The organism is Staphylococcus caseorum (genome assembly GCF_049943195.1).
Taxonomy (GTDB): domain Bacteria; phylum Bacillota; class Bacilli; order Staphylococcales; family Staphylococcaceae; genus Staphylococcus; species Staphylococcus equorum_A.
The window spans coordinates 453,038-468,454 of sequence record NZ_JBNFUA010000001.1 but is presented as its reverse complement, the minus strand read 5'-3'; the positions used below and the strand labels follow the sequence as shown (position 1 = coordinate 468,454).

At 31.8% G+C, this 15,417-nt stretch carries 17 protein-coding genes; 4 read left to right on the top strand and 13 right to left on the bottom strand.

From position 1 onward, the window contains the following. Positions 1 to 113: 113 nt before the first annotated feature. The 3 genes from ACP3TL_RS02430 to mutY all read right to left on the bottom strand — a co-directional run bounded on the left by ACP3TL_RS02430 (position 114) and on the right by mutY (position 3,714). Positions 114 to 1,850 carry an ABC transporter ATP-binding protein gene (locus ACP3TL_RS02430; protein ID WP_069814989.1) on the bottom strand — a complete coding sequence of 579 codons (1,737 nt, stop codon included), beginning with the start codon at positions 1,848 to 1,850 and terminating at the stop codon, positions 114 to 116. 207 nt (positions 1,851 to 2,057) lie between these two features. Beyond that, complete coding sequence (ntdP, locus tag ACP3TL_RS02425; protein WP_046466225.1) at positions 2,058 to 2,600, bottom strand: nucleoside tri-diphosphate phosphatase; 543 nt, start codon at positions 2,598 to 2,600, stop codon at positions 2,058 to 2,060. Between the two features lie 67 nt (positions 2,601 to 2,667). Then, positions 2,668 to 3,714 (bottom strand): A/G-specific adenine glycosylase, encoded by a 1,047-nt coding sequence (gene mutY, locus ACP3TL_RS02420; RefSeq protein WP_046466226.1) that lies wholly within the window; start codon positions 3,712 to 3,714, stop codon positions 2,668 to 2,670. Positions 3,715 to 3,841: 127 nt separating this feature from the next. Here mutY and ACP3TL_RS02415 point away from each other — a divergent pair, with 127 nt between their 5' ends. Then, complete coding sequence (locus tag ACP3TL_RS02415) at positions 3,842 to 4,819, top strand: metal-dependent hydrolase (protein ID WP_046466227.1); 978 nt, start codon at positions 3,842 to 3,844, stop codon at positions 4,817 to 4,819. Between the two features lie 116 nt (positions 4,820 to 4,935). On the opposite strand, the gene ACP3TL_RS02410 is transcribed toward ACP3TL_RS02415, so the two are convergent. The 10 genes from ACP3TL_RS02410 to ACP3TL_RS02365 all read right to left on the bottom strand — a co-directional run bounded on the left by ACP3TL_RS02410 (position 4,936) and on the right by ACP3TL_RS02365 (position 13,100). Further along, positions 4,936 to 5,784: a sugar ABC transporter permease gene (locus ACP3TL_RS02410; protein WP_046466228.1), complete on the bottom strand. Its 849-nt coding sequence runs from the start codon at positions 5,782 to 5,784 to the stop codon at positions 4,936 to 4,938. A gap of 9 nt (positions 5,785 to 5,793) precedes the next feature. Beyond that, positions 5,794 to 7,326, bottom strand: a complete 1,533-nt coding sequence (locus ACP3TL_RS02405) for an ATP-binding cassette domain-containing protein (protein ID WP_046466229.1) — start codon at positions 7,324 to 7,326, stop codon at positions 5,794 to 5,796. A gap of 15 nt (positions 7,327 to 7,341) precedes the next feature. Continuing rightward, on the bottom strand, positions 7,342 to 7,656 hold the full coding sequence (locus tag ACP3TL_RS02400) for a YfhH family protein (RefSeq protein WP_002507217.1): 315 nt from the start codon (positions 7,654 to 7,656) through the stop codon (positions 7,342 to 7,344). Next, positions 7,634 to 8,452 (bottom strand): recombination regulator RecX, encoded by an 819-nt coding sequence (recX, locus tag ACP3TL_RS02395; RefSeq protein WP_046466230.1) that lies wholly within the window; start codon positions 8,450 to 8,452, stop codon positions 7,634 to 7,636. The genes ACP3TL_RS02400 and recX overlap by 23 nt, the downstream gene beginning before the upstream one ends. Positions 8,453 to 8,775: 323 nt before the next feature. Further along, complete coding sequence (sgtB, locus tag ACP3TL_RS02390; RefSeq protein WP_046466231.1) at positions 8,776 to 9,588, bottom strand: monofunctional peptidoglycan glycosyltransferase SgtB; 813 nt, start codon at positions 9,586 to 9,588, stop codon at positions 8,776 to 8,778. 363 nt (positions 9,589 to 9,951) lie between these two features. After that, positions 9,952 to 10,470 carry a type 1 glutamine amidotransferase domain-containing protein gene (locus ACP3TL_RS02385; protein WP_046466232.1) on the bottom strand — a complete coding sequence of 173 codons (519 nt, stop codon included), beginning with the start codon at positions 10,468 to 10,470 and terminating at the stop codon, positions 9,952 to 9,954. A gap of 100 nt (positions 10,471 to 10,570) precedes the next feature. Next, positions 10,571 to 10,741, bottom strand: coding sequence for an SE1561 family protein (locus tag ACP3TL_RS02380; protein WP_002507213.1), 171 nt, complete (start codon positions 10,739 to 10,741; stop codon positions 10,571 to 10,573). Between the two features lie 310 nt (positions 10,742 to 11,051). Next, positions 11,052 to 11,573 (bottom strand): acyl-CoA thioesterase, encoded by a 522-nt coding sequence (locus ACP3TL_RS02375; RefSeq protein WP_046466233.1) that lies wholly within the window; start codon positions 11,571 to 11,573, stop codon positions 11,052 to 11,054. Positions 11,574 to 11,663: 90 nt separating this feature from the next. Next, entirely contained in the window at positions 11,664 to 12,902 is a 1,239-nt protein-coding gene (locus tag ACP3TL_RS02370) for an aminopeptidase (RefSeq protein ID WP_046466234.1), read from the bottom strand. Positions 12,903 to 12,917: 15 nt separating this feature from the next. Further along, a complete protein-coding gene (locus tag ACP3TL_RS02365) occupies positions 12,918 to 13,100 on the bottom strand; it encodes a DUF1128 family protein (RefSeq protein WP_226957509.1) in 183 nt (60 codons plus the stop codon). Between the two features lie 155 nt (positions 13,101 to 13,255). Between ACP3TL_RS02365 and ACP3TL_RS02360 the strand changes: the two genes are divergently transcribed. The 3 genes from ACP3TL_RS02360 (at position 13,256) to ACP3TL_RS02350 (ending at position 15,414) form a co-directional block, all read left to right on the top strand. Further along, on the top strand, positions 13,256 to 13,720 hold the full coding sequence (locus ACP3TL_RS02360; RefSeq protein WP_046466236.1) for a low molecular weight protein-tyrosine-phosphatase: 465 nt from the start codon (positions 13,256 to 13,258) through the stop codon (positions 13,718 to 13,720). Positions 13,721 to 13,726: 6 nt separating this feature from the next. After that, positions 13,727 to 14,011 carry a hypothetical protein gene (locus ACP3TL_RS02355; RefSeq protein ID WP_046466237.1) on the top strand — a complete coding sequence of 95 codons (285 nt, stop codon included), beginning with the start codon at positions 13,727 to 13,729 and terminating at the stop codon, positions 14,009 to 14,011. A gap of 230 nt (positions 14,012 to 14,241) precedes the next feature. Further along, the gene (locus ACP3TL_RS02350; RefSeq protein WP_046466238.1) at positions 14,242 to 15,414 is read left to right on the top strand and encodes a YihY/virulence factor BrkB family protein; all 1,173 of its coding nucleotides are present in this window, start codon (positions 14,242 to 14,244) and stop codon (positions 15,412 to 15,414) included. Positions 15,415 to 15,417: the final 3 nt, after the last annotated feature.

Below are 15,417 nucleotides of genomic sequence, written 5' to 3'. Positions count from 1 at the left end.
GTATTTTTAAATTTCTTATAATAGTTGTAATCAAAATAGTAACTTAATCGTTTAAGATCAAAGCGCACTCGGTATACGTTAAAATACCCAATGCGCTTTTAAATATTTACTGACTATAAATTTTGAATACTATATAGATGTTCGTATGCACCTTTTTTAGCTAATAATGCTGAATGTGAACCACTTTCAACAATTTCACCATTTTCTACAACAACAATTTTATCAGCATGTGTGATAGTAGATAATCTATGTGCAACAATAAGTGTTGTACGATTTGCACTTAATACACTCAAGGCATCTTGAATAATAGATTCACTTTCTAAATCAAGCGCGCTCGTCGCCTCATCTAATATAATAATTGGTGGATTATTTAGGAAGATGCGGGCAATAGAAACACGTTGTTTTTGTCCACCAGAGAGTTTAACCCCTCTTTCGCCCACTTCTGTATCGTAACCTTTAGATAGTTCCATTATAAAATCATGCGCATTGGCCATTTTAGCAGCGTTAATAACTTCTTCATCTGAAGCATCCGGTTTACCTAACAATATATTTTCTTTAATCGTATCCGAGAATAATATATTATCTTGTTGAACTAAGCCAATTTGTCTTCTCAAGCTACCTGTTAAATATGACTTGATATTTGTACCATCAATTTTTATTTCGCCTTCGGTAACATCATAGAACCTAGGTATTAAATTGATTAAAGTAGATTTTCCTCCACCACTCATACCAACAAATGCCACAGTCTCACCTTGATTAATTTCTAAATTAATATCTTTAAGGATATTTGCTTCATTTTGATCATATCTAAAATTAACATTATTTAATTCGATGTGTCCTTGTTTTATTTCTATTGGCAATGCACCTTTTTTGTTTTTGATGTCGTAATCTTCATCTAAAAGTTGGAATACACGGTCCATTGACGCAAAACTTTGTGTCAATGTCGTAAATGAAGAAACTAATCTACGTAGAGGTCCAAATAGTTGTTCAAGATAGCCCACGAAAGCAGCTAAAGTACCTACTGTTATCGATCCATTGATTGCTAAGAATGCACCTGTACCAATAACGATTAAAGGCCCAATATCTGTAACCGTATTAATTGCTGAGAATGAATAAGCATTCCAACGCGTATGATTAAACGCTCTTTGTAAGAAATTTTGGTTATGTTTATTAAAGTTGCCTGCTTCATTATCTTCAATTGCAAAACTTTTTATAACTGACATCCCTTGTACACGTTCATGTAAGAACCCTTGTACTTCTGCCAATGCTTGTGATCTCTTTCTTGTTAAACTTCTCAAACGACCAAAGAAGAAATATACAGTTAAAATATATACAGGGAATATAATAATTGCAGCTAAAGTTAACTTAACATCTAAGAAAAACATAATAGTCAATGCAATAATAATAGTTATACAGTCGAGCCATATATTCATTAAACCAGTTAATATAAAGTCTTTAGTTTGCTCAACATCATTAATAACCCTTGAAATAACCTGTCCTGCTTGGTTATTCGCATAAAATCTTGAACTCAAAGCTTGCAAATGATGATAAAGCTTTTTACGTATGTCATATAAAATTTTGTTACTTGTCCACTGTGCTAGATATTGTCTTAAAAACTCAATTGGTGGTCTTACTATCACAAAGATGAACGCTGCTATACCCATTGCAACTAATAATTTTGTGATCTTTTCTTCTACTGTTATAGCACCATTATTGATAATATCATCAATGACATATTTAATTAATAATGGAATCAGCATCGGAATACCAAATTTTAGAATACCTACAAGTATAGTGGCAATGATTCGCCATTTATATGGTCGAACAAATTGTAAATATCTGCGAATCATAAAACGATTCCTCCCCACACTATATTTGCAAATGAAACAGCCTATGTTGATGGTCCAACTAGGCTGCTAATTTATGCGCTATCTAAAGTTGTTTGACAATTTCATTTGCGAATACGAATATTTTATAGCAAACTTATTTTTTCTTGTTTGTATTGTTCACATTCATATCACTATAAATGATAATTAAATTAAAAACATTAAATATGCTTAATAATTTCTAACTTTTTTGTATCGTTCTCGCCAAACTTTAATGAAGTCTGGAGCAAACGGACCTTTCTTCTGTTCAATCCATTGCTGTAAAATATCTACATTTCTTCTTAAAATAACGTCGATATCAGGTGAATAATTCATTTGTCTCATATGCTGCTCGTATTCATCTTCGTCTAGTAAATGATATTTACCGTTTGGATATACTTTAATATCTAAATCATAATCGATATATTTTAAAGCTTCTTCATCACAAACAAATGGTGAAGATAAATTACAATAATAATAAACGCCATCTTCTCTAAACATACATATCACGTTAAACCAATATTCAGAATGAAAATATACAATTGCAGGCTCTCTCGTAATCCATGTACGACTATCACTTTCTGTGACGAGCGTATGATCATTCCCACCAATAACAACATCTTCCGTACCTTTTAATATAGTAGTTTCAGACCAAACACGATGAATATTACCATCATGTTTATAACTTTGAATCTTAATTGTCTGACCTTCTTTAGGTATGGATTCTTTTACCATGCTCCACACCACCTTTTCTTAATTTCACATATAGAATTATAACATAACTCAAGATACAACACCGAATCTAACAATGTTTAGTTATGAAATTATATATTTTTGTCATACTTACAGGAAAATTAAAGTCTTCTTTTTCTGTTAACTGCATCCACACCATATTCTCTGGTAAGGTGATGTCATCTTTATGCACATTTTCTTGAGACATAAATACCTCAATATCCCACGTGATATGTGTAAATTGATGTTTTAATTTAAATGCAGGCGCTTGATCAAATGTCGCTTGTGTCCCCAATACTGAGTTAATATGCTTATCTTCCTCTGCTTCATACATTGGAAATTCCCACATATTATTTAATAACTTTTGTGTACGTTTTTCAATTAAATAAGCATTATCTTCATTTTTAAGTAGATAAACATGCTGTTTTATATGTTTCTTTTTAATTTTTGTTGTTTTTACAGGTAATGATTGAACTGTACCTTTTTCAAATGCTTCACAATGATCTTGAACCGGACAGAATAAACACAACGGGGATTTCGGTGTACAAATCAATGCACCTAGTTCCATCATTGCTTGGTTAAATGTACCTGCATCTTGCTCAACGTATGGTTGTAATTCATTCTCAAATGCTTTACGTGTTGATTGCAATTTCGTATCTCTCTCATCATTGTTTAGTCGAGACCATACTCTAAAGACGTTCCCATCCACAGTTGCTAAGGGTTTGTCGAAAGCAATGCTCATAACTGCTGCTTGTGTATAAGGACCTACGCCTTTTAGTTTTCCAAATGTCACCGGTTCGTCTGGCACGACACCGTGGTGACTTTCATGTACTTCTTTTATTGCAGTGTGAAAATTACGTGCCCTACTATAATAGCCTAAACCTTCCCAATATTTGAGCACTTCATCTTCATGTGCTTGACTTAACTCAGAAATAGTTGGAAAGCGATGGATGAATCTATGATAATAATCTATAACTGTTTTAACTTGAGTTTGTTGTAACATCACTTCACTCAACCATATATAATATGGATTAGAGGTTTCTCTCCAAGGCATTTCACGTTGATGTTCATCAAACCATGTAACGAGATTATTCTTGAATTTTGACTCATTAAACATTTTACACATCTCTTTCTATTAGTAATTCTTAAAAATTTCAAAATAAATTTCAGTATGTTATTTTTATTATTTATGATATTAGATTATAATGAATATATATTATTGACATGAAACGAGTTGAATACTTATGGATACAGGCACACATATTGTCATGGGTATCGGATTAACAGCATTAGCTACTCAAGACCCGGCAATGGCAGGATCATTTGTAGCCACAGCTACCACATTAGTAGTTGGCTCTTTAATACCTGATGGCGACACTGTTTTTAAATTAAAAGATAACGCTACCTATATATCAAATCATAGAGGTATCACACATTCAATACCCTTTACGATATTATGGCCTTTATTAATTACTTTATTAATTTTTACATTTTTCAAAAACGTTGATATAACACACGTTTGGCTATGGGCACAGCTTGCAGTATTTCTACATGTATTTGTAGATATTTTCAATTCTTACGGCACACAAGCGCTAAGGCCTATTACTAACAAATGGATACAACTCAGCGTAATTAATACGTTTGATCCAATTATATTTGCCTTGTGGTGTATTGGAATACTGCTTTGGTTAGTTGGGATTCATCCATATCTTGTGTTTTTCCCAATTATCGCTATTCTTGTAATATATTATATCATTCGCTTTAGAATGCAAGCTGTGATTAAAGAACAAGCTCTAAAACAAATTCAACAAGAACATAATCCAGTAAAAGTATTTGTTGCTCCAACAATTCGCTTCATGCAATGGCGTGTTGCAATACAAACTGAAGAACATGATTATGTGGGACGTAGTTTTGGTAGAAACATTGTATTTAGTGACAAATCAAAACGTCATCCATTTCCAAGTGATGATTTAATGCAATATGTCGAGGGTGATAAAAATATTAAAACATTCCTTAACTTCTCAACAATTTATCGTTGGGAAGCTAGAAAGTTAGATGATGAAACAACCGAAATCAGATTAATTGATTTACGTTATTTAAAAAATGGACATTATTCTTTTGTAGCTATTGCCCATTTAGACGATGAAATGAATATCGACCATTCATATATCGGCTGGGTCTTTAGCGAAGATAAATTACAGAAAAAATTATTTGCAAAATAACGCGTTTTTAAAATTTAATACCTCTAAATACAATAAGAACTGGAAAGGTTCGTTATCAATCAACGAACCTTTCCAGTTCTTTTATTACGTTTAGTTTAATTAATAGTGAGTAATCTTTATTTATTTTCGCTTAAGTCATCTGCTTCATTCGTATTTTCATCTTTATCTGTATCTGAATGCGCAACGATTGTTTCATCAGGCACTGCGTATAAATATTTTCTGTGTGCCATTATTCGATATTTAGCAAAAATAACTACACAAAGTATTGCTAAAAATAATATATAATACAAATGATATGGTATATTATTTAAACTTAAAGCACCCAGCACGACAGATTGTGAAATACCTTCAATAAGGTAATATAGTGGATTTAACATTAATATATGCGATACCAGTGACGTATTACTTGTTGGTATAAAGAGTATTGGAACAATAAAAAACATTACTAATGAAATCACGTAAAACATGCCGTTAATTTTGCGACGAACAATAGCAGAAAGACCTAATATTGTCGATACGAGTATCATGAATAGCATCGCCATTACAACATAATAAAACGTAGAAGCTATAGAACTTTCAATATTAACAGGTGTTGCATATATCATAATAATTAAAGTTATAAACATTGTTATACTCGTAATGATTGCTATAACAACATTTTGAAATATTGGGTTCAAGTTAAATAACTTACTAGTAAAGTAATCAATTTTATAAGTGTTATAACTTCGATAAACAGCAATCCAAATATAAGCAAAAGTTGTTAATCCTGCCAATCTAAAATAGGCACGAGCTTGAATTAGTTCTTCGGTGCCATTTATTTTAAATATTAGCATTAATAAGAATAGCAATGCCAAGCTTGATAAAAAGGGTATAACAAGCCACACCCATTGTGATTTTAATCGATGATATGCTTGTTTGCTAAGATATGGCATGTTTTTAAAAAAACTAATTATACTATCAATCATTCTTTACACCTACAATTCAATATATATCCATTTATTATTTTTTAAATCTGCCATGAAATAGCCCTCTCCAGATTTAGTAATCCAGAAATTATTTTCAATATTAAACTTATCTTTTAATTCTTCCTTCTTCTTAATAGGGAATGTAAAGCCCTTGAGTTTATTTTCGTCATTAAAAATCATAGAGATAGGTTGTTGTACTATAGGTACTACAAAACGATTGTCCTTATTATTTTCTGGTACAAGTCCCTCTGTTACTGTACTATGTTTTTTATGCAAATGACTGTTGAAAAATTCATAAAAATTAATATAGTTATTATGCATGTATGGTGCTAATGATTTAGAACTATGTGCTTCATATAAACCTGCAGGTTCAAAGAAACGCAATTTATTTTTAGCAACCTTATAATGCCTATTGTCTACGTCAATTCTATAATACTTATTATTTTCAGCGGTAATAGTTACAAAGCCATATTGATTTATTTTTTGTTTATTACCATTGTCCATATCTTCCACAGTAATAGATTCATCTAATACGATACCGTATCCTAACATTTCTTCATAAGGATCTTTATGTTGGTTTTGTATTGAGGCTTGATCAATATTTTGTCCAATCTGTAACTTCCCGACATTATTAAACATTAAAATTGCCATAAATAATAAGCCCACTACAAATACTGAAAGCCATGTCCAAAATCTAACGAATGCAACAGGTGGTTTCACATGATTATATCTTTCTATACGTTTGAAATTATAAGTTAATTCCGGCGTTCTTGTTCTACTTTTTTTCCAATCAACATCAAAATTCGCCTTCTCTTGCTCATCTTCCAACGACAATCTATCTTTCTCATGGTCTTTAAATACTGGTAAGACTTGATTTAAAGAGCCTTCCATTCTAAGTTGGCCGTGAGAGACCCAGGCAATGTAATTACTCGTCTGAGCTATACGTTGAACATCATCATCGATTATCACAATTGTTAAATTTTGGTTTATGTATTCTTCTGTAAGTCCAATTGCTTTTTCGATAAAAGATTCATCTAAGTATTGTAAAATATGATTAAAAATTATAATGCTTGCTTTTGAAGTTCTTGCTAATGCGAATAATAATTGTGCATATTGTGAATCAGTTAATCGGCTAACTTTAACATCCGCTTTATCTTCAAGGTGCGCATATTTTATAATTTGCTCTACTTTATGATCCGAAGTCTTATATTGAAACAACATGATTGCATTAGCCACAAAATCATTTACAGAAGTATGCTGCAATAATTTATCTTCAATATCAGCAAAAAACAAGTCTCTTTTCTTAACGACTTTTCCTTTGTCGGGTTTTATTTCACCACTTAATAAACGCCCTATTAATGATTTAGAAGAACCCGCTTCACCTATTATTCCTAAAGCTTCACCTTGATAGATATGGAGGTTAAAATTATTCAATTCTATATCTTCTTCATCATAACCAAATGGTAAATACCATTTAGATGATTTTTTATTTCTATAATAATGAGTTACATTTAGTAACTTTAATATAATTGAACTACCCATCCTATCTTCATCCTTCTACAATTTTAATAATGCGAGCGGTAAACCCTCTTCAGGTTCTGAACTTTTAATTCTAAAGCCCCACGCAAAAACGCCTTTTAACCGTTCAACTTTGAAATAGCTTTCTGTGCCATCATTTAATTTATATATTTTACCCAATTCTACTTTATTTCTATCTACAAGATAGCTTTCTGCAATAATTACTTTACTTGCATATACGTCATATTCATTAAAAATGCCATTCATTTCTGCTTTACGCATTTTCTCTTTATAACCTTGTATCTCATGACGTAATTCAATTTCACTCATTTCACTCAATTTCTTCTGTTCCATCTACTATTCCACTCTCTTCTAATTTAGCTTTAATTTTATCATATTTATAACCTTTTCTCATAAGTGCTTCTATTGTTTTGTTAATTAATTTTCTACCTGAAAATTTTCTTGAATATTTATTATATGCTTTTTCTAATTCGTTTTGTAATAACTCATCTAATTCTTCTTCAGGTTGAGAAAAATCCATTTCGTCCATTACTTCTTTAATTTTCTCAAAAGAGTAACCTTTTTGCATTAATGATTGTGTCAATTTCTCTTTTCTTTTTACTAATGGCCCCTTTTTCTGTTTCAAAATTTTATTTGCAACTTTTAATATATCCTCCATAGATTGCTCCTGTTCATAAATCTGGCTATATTCATCAATAATTAATTGTTCAATGCCAGCTTCTCGTAATTTTTGTTTATATATTCCAGGACCTTTATCTGTCGTTAAAATCATGGTGTTTTTTAAACTATTCGCATAATCATTATGATCTATAAGCTTTTGCTCATGACAGTAATCTATGACTTTAGCAATGACTGACTCAGAAATTTCTTTTTTTGTAAGATGTTTAATTACTTCATGGTCAGTTCTTTTTCTATATGAAATATATTGAATAGCTGCGTTAACTGCTTGCCTGTATTGTTCATAGCTTTGAATTTCTTCCATATCTTTAGCTTCAACAATTTGATCTTTTTTTAAATTAAAATAGACAAAGGTATCAATATCGATACCCATTTCAAATTCATCATCTAAATATAGATTAAAACGTTCTTTATTCTTTTTTTGCACTTCTATCTTTGTTATTTTAGGCATATTATTCACTCCACTTATAAGAATAACTTATATTGATTATGAATGGAATTATAGTGTATAGCATATTTAAAATTGCTATTAATCCATGTATGTATATTTAAATTATAACATCAAAAAAGGAGCGAGATAGAAATCAAAATTTGATTTCGTATTCCGCTCCCACAAGGCTCCCTAGAAAAGGAATACAAGAGCTGAAACTCTTGCATAAGAACTACTCATCTTCCTAAATGACGAAGTAGTTCTTTAAAAGCTTGAAACATGTGTTTTTAAACACCTTACAGCTCGTGTACAATGTTTTATTTATGTTCTATTCTCTTAGCTTATTACACACCGAGTTCTTGGATTGCATTTTCATACTGTTCATTAGAAATAAAATCCTGTTGTTTCATTTTCTCTAAATCTATTTTTACACGATTGATATAATTATCCGACATGTTATTCACATCGTATACGCTTGGTGCATTAATCTTACTAGCTAAAATTGCACTTTGTAATACAGATATCTGAGGTAAATTAGGATTGTTTTTATCTGTTGTTACGCCAAAAAAGTGATTTGCTGCTGACTCAACAGTATATTGGTCACTTCCAAAATAAATATTGTTCACATAAAAACTTAAAATTTCATTTTTGTCATAAGTTTTTTCTGCGCGATGTGCTACAAATAATTCTTTGATTTTTCTTGTTAGTGATTGTTCATTATCATAATAATAGTTTTTCACTACTTGTTGCGTAATCGTACTCCCACCTTGCACGCTATTATCACTTATTGTTGAAAATAGTGCACGCGATGTACCTTTGAAATCAAATCCATTATGCTTATAATATCTTTCGTCTTCCATTGCTATAAATGCACCCTTAGTATAGTCGGGCATATTTGAAACAGAGACGAAGGATTCTTTATCTTCAATACTTCTCAAGTCATCCACATCTGCTCTTAAAGAAAATGCGTACATTGTAGCTATAAACGCAGCGATTAAAATGATGATAGGTATTAGTATCTTTATCAACAAACCTTTTCCTTTTTTCTTTTTTGGTGGTTTGTTTACCGGTTGGAAATAGGTATTATGCTGCGGTATATTTGAGTTTTTTTGACTAGTTTGTTTTTTAGTTTGCTTATAACGATCGCTTCTTTTCATGCGCTAGCTCCTTTATGTTGCTCTCATATCATTATAAGTGAGTTTATCAATAGTTTAAATGTTTATCTACACCAAATTGAAAATATCAGTCCAAGGGTGTATGCCACGCTACGCATAGAGTTTCATTGTAAGCATATTTCATATATGTTTAAGTTATTAAACATTATACGACCATAAGATATATACTAACGCGAAAATTATCATTATAAAATACAAAAAACTGGAAAAACCCATAGCATCAGACTATATCTCCCAGGTTGAACCTTTAATTCAACTTATAAGATATAATCATTACCATACGTTTTTCCAGTCATATATTAAGGACACTTATGTCCAAAGCGTGCGTTCATTAATGATTTGCAATTAGTCTTTTAACTGATTCGCAATTTCTCTATTAAAATCATCTAAGTCATCAGGTGTACGACTCGTAACTATATTTTTATCTACAACTACTGATTCGTCTACAACTTGTGCGCCTGCGTTAGATAAATCTTTGCGGACATTTAACACTGCAGTTAAAGTACGTCCATTTAAATCATCAGTATCTATTAAAATTTGAGGTCCGTGGCAAATTGCAAATGTCGGAACATCATTTTTTGTGAAATACTTAGCAAATGTACCATATCTGCCTTCTGAGTCACCACGTAGATGATCTGGAGAAAATCCGCCTGGAATTAATAATCCATCGTAATCCTCTGGCTTAGCATCTGCAATACTAACTTCTACTGTAGCTTTTGCACCATGTTTACCAACAACTTCACTATTCGCTGTATCGCCAATAATTACTGTTTCATGCCCTGCTTCTTCTATTGCTTCTTGTGGGCTTGTTAATTCAACATCTTCAAATTCATTTGTTACTATGATTGCTACTTTTTTAGCCATGTATAATCACCTTTCCTATTTGCGTTCTACATTATATATAGACGAAATCAAGAAAAGTTAAACATACAATAGCTCAATCTAATTTATGGACAATCTGTGCTTATTCAGATGTGTTTGATACAGTTTTGACTTTTTCTTCTAATTGATCTAATAAACCAATCCACTCATCAATATCTTCCACTTTTACTTCGTTTGGATTAACTTGGTCTATATCGTCAATAAACTTTTCTAATCTTTCTTTTATTTGATCAATTGTTTGATTTTCATTCATTTTCAATGAGACTCCCTTTTTATAAGATATTATTATCCTAACATGGAATTAACAACTTTTGGTAGTATCAGAATAATATTATAATAAAATGTTAAGTGTAGTGTCTCAGAGTGTCAATAAAGTTTATAACTTTGTCAGCATATTTTTTGTGCACCTTTTCCGCGGTCACAACCTTGTCTTGTAGTCTTTCGCTAATGCTTTATTAACTAGTTAGAAGTAAGAGCAAATCACTGACATTTTTAAAATCATCTATATAAAAAACGAAAGGTACATATCGATTGTAATTAATCCGATATGTACCTTTCATTTTTTATCCTAATTGTTGCACGTTTGATAAGAACTCAATCGTACTTTTACTTTCTTCTCTACGCTCTTTCCTTCTTTTAACTCGAGCAGGTGCTGTATCATAGAACCATTTTTCTGTCTGTGATTCTGGGTAAACTTGAGGTACTTCTATTGGCTTACCATCTTCACCGAGTGCTACAAATGTTAAAAAACTTAGCGCTGCTAAATGTCTTTCATTTTTAAGTACATCTTCTATAATAATTTGAACGCAGACTTCCATTGAAGATTTTCCAGCATATGAGACCATAGCTTCATAAGAAACGACAGCTCCTGTTTTAATTGGTTTTAAAAAGTCTACCGAATCAGTTGAAGCTGTTACTACTTGTGAATTACTATGTTTCGTTGCTGTTATAGCAGAAATTTCATCAATGTTCGCCATCAACATACCGCCAAACATTGTCTGCAGATGATTCGTTTCTTGTGGAAAAACTTGCCTCTCTTTAATACTTCGTGCTTCAGACATCGATTTACGTTTAGGTCTGTCCATAATTTAATCATTTCCTTTTCTTTTATTAGACAAAAAGTGAGTGCTCTGAAAAATAGAACACTACTTCAGAACACTTTCACAGATTTCTCTCTATTTTGACCAGTTACCATTTTCGAAGACGAGTTCTTTTTCATCCTCTTGTGTGATGCCATAAATTGTTAAATCTTTACTACCAATCATAAAGTCAACATGAATAAGTGAATCATTTAACCCTTGAGCTAACTTTTCATCTGTAGTCATTTCTGTACCACCCTCTACATTAAAACCGTAAGCTGAGCCCAATGCAATGTGACAAGATGCATTTTCATCGAACAATGTATTATAAAAGATAGTATTGCGGTTAGAAATAGGTGAATCATCAGGTACTAATGCTACTTCACCTAATCGCTTAGCACCTTCGTCTGTATTTAATAAATCACGTAAGACCTCTTCACCTTTTTCAGCTTTATAATCAATGACTTCTCCATCTTTAAAAGTTAATGTAAAACCATCTATAATATTACCGTTATGGCTTAATGGTAATTTATTCGTTACATAGCCATTTACTTTCAACCTATGAGGTGCAGTGAACACTTCTTCAGTTGGAATATTAGCTACAAAGGCTTGACCTCCACTTGCATAACTTGTTGCATCTTCCCATATATGACCTTCTGGCAAACCAATTTCTAAATCTGTACCTTCAGAAATATAGTGAAGTGCTTTATAATTTTTACTTTGTAATTTATCTGCATGTTTACTTAGATTAGCAACATGAGCCTTCCAATTAGCGACTGGATCATTACCGTCTACGCGAACGATATCTAATACTTCATCAATGAATGTGTTGTAGGCATCTTCTTCAGATAGTTCTGGATAGACACGGCTTGCCCAAGCTTTTGATGGATAGGCTGCCACACACCAAGGAAATTGGTTTTTCTGACTTGCTTCCATATATCCTTTATATGCAGTAGCATACTGTCTTTGGAAAGCAGCTAATTTATCACGGTCAATGCCATTTAATAAATCAGGATCTTGTGTTATAAGTGCTAAATTTGCAGCACCTCTATTCACATAATCCATACGCTTAGCAACTTCATAATCTTTCACTTCATTACTTTCAAAATGTTCCACGGTTTCATATTCGAATTTTAAGCGAGAAAGTCGATCGTCGCTATAGTCAACTTTAACATCAGAAGCGCCTCGTTTATATGCGGCTTCTACTATGTAATGTGTTAATTCAATAGCATCAACACTTGAGCGAATAAATACTGGCTGACCTTCTTGAACATTCATTCCTACACCAACTAAAAGTTCGGCGTATTGTTTTAATTTTTCTTGTAATTGAGTCATCTTTATACACTCCTTTTATTTGCGTATTTGCCCAAGTGCGTCTGCAATTGCAGCTGCTTCACTTGGTGTAAATGACGCTTTTGATGTTACATATTCGTGAATTTCGCTTATTTCTTGCTTATCTGCTTCTTCATATTTATCTGGATCAATCAAGCTTTGATTTACAAGATTTAAACGTTCTCTTATTTCTAAAATCATTTGTTCGTTAGTATTTGTCACTTCGTTCACCCCTTTTACCAACTTATTTTATCAAATTTACGTTTCTTGTAAAACTTTTATCATAATAATGCTTTAGAAATGATTAAAAAAGCTTTAAAATGGGAAATAGCATTATATAATTTGGAGGTAGTCACATGATTTCAGTAGCATTCGTTTGTTTAGGCAATATTTGTCGCTCGCCAATGGCAGAAGCTATAATGCGACAAAGATTACTAGATCGAAAGATAACAGGTTTAAACGTAACCTCTAGAGGCACAGGTGAATGGAACTTAGGTCAACCACCTCATGAGGGCACGCAAGATATTCTCACTAAAAATGATATACCGTTTGATAACATGATCAGTGAACTATTTAAAGCTGATGATGACTTTGATTATATCATTGCAATGGATCAAAGTAATGTAGAGAATATTAAACAGATCAATTCTAGCATTAAAGGACAATTGTATAAGCTATTAGACTTTAGTGATATGAATGAGACTGACGTACCTGATCCTTATTATACAAATAATTTCGAAGGTGTTTATAAAATGGTACAATCATCTTGTGATAACTTAATTGATTTTATAGTTAAAGATGCAAATCTAAGAGAGGGGTAAAACATCATGCAAAATAAATTAATTCCAGGAATTCTATTAGGTGCCGTAATTGGAGGCGCAGCAACATTGGCAGACAAATCAACTCGCCAATCATTAAAACAATCAATTAAAGATAGAAAAGAAGGCAATCGTTCTCAAAAACCTTCAGCTATCAACAACGTAAAAGACGAAGTATTATATTGGAAAGATGTGGTAGAAGAAATTCGCCGTAATAATCCAGAATTAGAACGTTCTTTAAAAGACGCGAAAAATACATTCGTTGAACGTAAAAATAAACGTTTAAATAATTAATTGGTTTATAGTATTGTATTTTTGATACCGCATGTTTAAATAATTAAATTAAGGCAATACCTAATATTACATGTTTAGGTATTGTCTTTTGTATATAACTTGTAATGTGCGATATTTTAAAAACTTAAAAACAATTTTAAAAAAAGAATATCAACAGTTATTTACCTTCTTTAACTTTTAAAGTATATTAAACAATATACTGAAAACATCAATACATAAGGAGATTTGATATGTCTAAAAAAGAGAAAACAACTTCAAAGTTTCTAAACTCAGCTAAAAAGAATGAAGAGAAGAAGTCTAAGAAAACAAAAGATGAACAAATCGGGCGTGATCGTACTTATATCACACCTAATGAATTCAAATCAAAATCACCTAAGAAAGACAATCAAGAATTCTTTGTATCACGTATTAATAAGCCAGCAAAATATACGAAAAACCCTAATTTTTTCTCTTATCTCATTTATAGAATAGGTAAAGATGATGCATCCGGTTTATCTGCACAATTATCTTATTACTTCATGTTGTCACTCTTCCCTATGCTCCTATTCTTACTATCAATAGTACCTGTCGTAGGTGTTGAACAGTCAACGATAAGAGATATGATTAAAGAGCACGTCCCTTCAGATTATGCAGGACAAGTATCATCAATCATTGGTGATATTATGGGGAACGCTAGTGGTAGTATATTATCTGTAGGTTTGATTTTAGCACTGTGGTCTGCATCAAACGGTATGACTGCAATTATGAACTCTTTCAATGTCGCATATGACGTTGAAGATAGCAGAAACTTTGTTGTTTCTAAATTATTCAGTGTGTTATTTACACTTGCTATGATTATCGTCTTACCTATCGCGCTGATATTACCTACATTTGGAGAACAAATCGGTTCGCTTTTATTTGGCCCACTTGGTTTAGGTGATCAAATCAAATGGATTTTTAATTTAGTACGTGTTGTATTACCATTAATCATTATTTTCATAGCGTTTATGGTTTTATATACGTTAGCGCCGAATGTTAAAATTAAAATGAAATCAGTAATACCAGGTGCAATATTCGCTACGATTGTATTTTTAGGTGGCTCATTCTTATTTGGTATATACATTTCAAACTTTGCTAACTATTCTAAAACATATGGTAGTATCGCTGGTATCATTATTTTAATGCTATGGTTATACATTACAGGCTTTATTATTATTATCGGAGCTGAAATCAATGCGATTATCCATCAACGCAAAGTAGTCGCTGGTAAAACACCAGAGGAACGTACAATGTCTGAGATTGAAGAAAATGAATCAACTCATGCTAGAAGCGAAGCTGATACTAATGCTGAAAATGAATCAACACATGCTACTGACTCTGATTCCAATCATAATATTTCAGACTCAGACAACAAAAAAGTATAATTT